At 60.6% G+C, this 3,346-nt stretch carries 1 protein-coding gene, 1 tRNA gene and 1 pseudogene; 1 reads left to right on the forward strand and 2 read right to left on the reverse strand.

Features of this window, described 5'->3' with window-relative positions:
- Positions 1–84 precede the first annotated feature (84 nt).
- Together B3C64_RS01145 and tgt are read right to left on the reverse strand one after the other, a co-directional pair.
- Positions 85–170 (reverse strand) — tRNA-Leu (locus B3C64_RS01145).
- A gap of 166 nt (positions 171–336) precedes the next feature.
- On the reverse strand, positions 337–1,662 hold the full coding sequence (tgt, locus tag B3C64_RS01150; RefSeq protein WP_291533144.1) for a tRNA guanosine(34) transglycosylase Tgt: 1,326 nt from the start codon (positions 1,660–1,662) through the stop codon (positions 337–339).
- Between the two features lie 698 nt (positions 1,663–2,360).
- Here tgt and B3C64_RS01155 point away from each other — a divergent pair.
- Positions 2,361–3,346: pseudogene (locus B3C64_RS01155) on the forward strand (peptidase); the annotation flags it as partial.

The following is a 3,346-nucleotide window of genomic DNA, read 5'->3' on the forward strand; positions in this document are numbered from 1 at the left end:
TATTTCTTAGTACATTTTCGCCTTCGAGCAGATATGAGAAAACCCCGAATCGTTGGAATTTCAACGATTCGGGGTTTTGATTCATGGTGCGAGCGGGGGGAGTTGAACCCCCACGAGCATACGCTCACTGCCACCTGAAGACAGCGCGTCTACCATTCCGCCACGCTCGCGAACAATCGACTAATTTACTCTTCGGCATTGGAATAAGCAAATCGGCGTGTCGCGCGATTGTCGCAGCGAGCGGAACGAGCCGCGAGCCGACAATTCCAGCGGGCAGTTCGGTTGGGAAACGTATGGAGTGTGCCGACCGCAAACATGGTCGGCACACGCGCCGAGTCAGCCCTTTGAACCGTTCTCGTAGAACTTCGCAAGCGTCTCGTCGCGGAATTCGTCGAAATAGCCGCCGTCGATTGAAGCGCGGATGTCATCGAGCAATTTCACGAAGAAGCGTTCGTTATGAATCGTCGCCAACGTGAAGCCGTTGAATTCGCGGGCGCGCAACGCATGATCCACGTAGGCGCGCGAATAATGCGTGCAGGTGTAGCAGGTGCAGCCTTCCTCAAGCGGGCCGAAATCGTGCTTGAACTGCGCTCGCTTGATGTTATAGCGTCCGCGACGCGTGAAGATTGCGCCGTTGCGGCCACAACGCGCGGGGGCCACGCAGTCGAACGTGTCGCCGCCGTTCTCCACGCAGGCGAAGATGTCGTCCACCGCGGCGATGCCCAACACGTGACGCGGGCGGTTCTCCGGCATCGCGTCGCAGATCCATGCGCAGGTGTCGCCGATGATGCGTTTCTCAATCGCGCCGCCGATGCCCACACCGTCGAAATCCAGCGAGGCGATCTGCTCTGCGGCGTGCCTGCGCAGATCCTCGTAATTCGCGCCCTGCACCACGCCATAGAGCGCCTGATACGGCTTGCCGAGCCGTTCCTCGGTGAGCCGCTTGTGCTCGGCCACGCAGCGCTGCGCCCACCGGTAGGTGCGTTCCACGGAGCGTTCCTGGTAGCTGCGGGTGTTCATCAACGTGGTCAGCTCATCGAAGGCGAACATGATGTCGGCGCCGATCTTGTGCTGGATGCCCATGGAGATCTCGGCGGAGAAACGGTGCTTGTCGCCGTTGAGTGGGGATTTGAACGTCACGCCGTCCTCGTCCACGAACGCGAGGCGTTCCTTGCCTTCGGCGATCACCTCATCGGACTTCATGCCCGTCACGTCCATGGCGAGCGTCTTTTTGAAGCCCGCGCCGAGCGACAGCACCTGGAAGCCGCCGGAATCGGTGAACGTCGGACCGTTCCAGTTCATGAATTTGGCGAGGCCGCCCGCTTCGTCAAGCACCTGCTCGCCGGGACGCTCGAACAGGTGGAACGCGTTGGACAGCAAGCATTGCGCGCCGAGGTCCTTCATGGTTTCAGGAAGCACGGCCTTCATCGCGGCCTGAGTGGCGACCGGTACGAACGCCGGTGTGTGGATGTCGCCGTGTGGCGTGTGGATGATGCCGGTACGGCCGTAGCGCGCGCCGCCGCGGCCTTTGCCGTCGGCGGCGTTCGGCAACCGGGTTTTCTGCTCAAAGTAAAACGCGTCGCGACGGCCTGGTTTGCCGGGCTCCGTTCCACGCGGGTGCTCGATGAGGTTCTCAGCGGGCGTGACCGCACTGGCATCCATGGCGGTGGGCGCTTCCGATGCACTGGCTTGTGAGTCGTTCATGCTTGTCATGCTCCCCACTGTATGCGATAGCGCCGATTGCGGCGGTGGCCGCTTCGTTCGTTCTGATATGGGTTGATTTTCGCTATATGTGGCAGGTTTACCCTGCTGGAGAATGTGATTTTCGCTATATGTGGCAGTTCCCTACGAGCACAAGGACATTAGGGGGTATCTGTGCAGCTTATTTGAGGTTTCTCGTATCGAGAAGTGCCACATATAGCGTAAACGAGTTTTTGCATGACCTTGCTTCTGCCACATATAGCGCAAATGGGTTGCAGGGGTTGCTGGATTGCCTTTGGGGGATGGGTGTTGCTCTTGGGACGGGGCCGGATTGCTCTTGGAATGGGTGTTGCCCTTGGGACAGGTTGCTGAATTGTTCTTGGAAATGGGCTTGCTCTAGGGAGGGGCTGCCGAATTGTTCCCAGGAATGGATTGCGGCAGGCTTCGGAATTGTCCCTGAAAAGTGCGCGGAGGCTTATATCTGGTTCGCGAATTCATACGATCGTGGATTTTGCGGAGGGACCTGACGAACGATTCGAGTGTTCCTTTCAATAAACATTCAGGAAACTTCCAGAGCGGTTATCTTTACTCTTAGATAGCAGTTCGAGCGGCACGATTGCTGACTATGTGAAATGCCGCGAGACGAATAAGGAGCAAAAATGGCTGAAGAAAATCGCGAGCCGAACGCCGCACAGCCGCAGGATAACGAGCAGCAGACCGTGCCGATGCAGCCGGTTGAGTCAGCTCCGGAACAAGCGCAGACTTCCCACGAATCGGGCGAGACCCCGAAGGACGAGCAGCCGACGATTACGCTGCCGGTGAATGGTTTGGATGATTCGGACAAGGCCGATCAGGACAACGTCGCGGCCGCGGCGCCGACGAACGATTCGGAAGTGGCGCCGAACTACGCGGCAGCGGCCGGCGAAAGTACGGTGGTCGGTGGCCCGACGCCTGACGCTTCGGAGACCTCGGCCAACAGTCCGTATCGCCCCGCGCCGGAATACGGCGCGTACGGCCCTGTGCCGACACAGCCGGCACAACAGACCGGCGCGAACGGAAACGCAGCGCCGGGCCAGCCGCAATACGGCGCGTACGGCCAGCCGCAGGGGGCGCCGACTCAGCAGATGCCGCCGCAGAACGGCAATCCCTTCTTCGGCAACCCGTATGCCAATGACGACCAGCAGGGCAACACGCAGCAGAACAACGGCAACCCGTTCCTGAACCCGCAGGGGCAGAATGGCGAAGGCGTGCCGCCGACCCCGAACAATGGCAACCCATTCGGCAATCCGTTCGGCGCGCCGAACCAGCCGAACCAGCCAGGCCAACCGAAGCGTGGTGTGTTCGCCAAGGCCGCCAAGTCCAAGCATGCCGGTCAGGTCGTCACCGTCGTCGTCGCGGCGCTGGTGTCCGCGGGCCTGTGCCTTGGCGTCGGCTTCACGGCGATTTCCAACGGTTGGGTCAGCGTACCGTCCTCGAATTCGCTGGCCAACGTCAAGTCCAACACCTCCGGCTCCGGTTCCGCCACCGCGAAGACCGGCAAGTCCATCGACTGGAGCGCCGTGGCCAAGGAAGTCTCCGATTCCGTGGTCGCCATCGACGTGGCGACCAGCGACGGTGAGGCCAAGGGCTCCGGCGCGATCGTGGA

The sequence above is a fragment of the Bifidobacterium sp. UBA6881 genome (assembly GCA_002451435.1).
In the GTDB taxonomy this organism is placed as follows: Bacteria; Actinomycetota; Actinomycetes; order Actinomycetales; family Bifidobacteriaceae; genus Bifidobacterium.

Coding starts and splice junctions, on each gene's coding strand:
- tgt (WP_291533144.1), bottom strand. CDS start 1,662: ATGGATGCCAGTGCGGTCACGCCCGCTGAGAACCTCATCGAGCACCCG.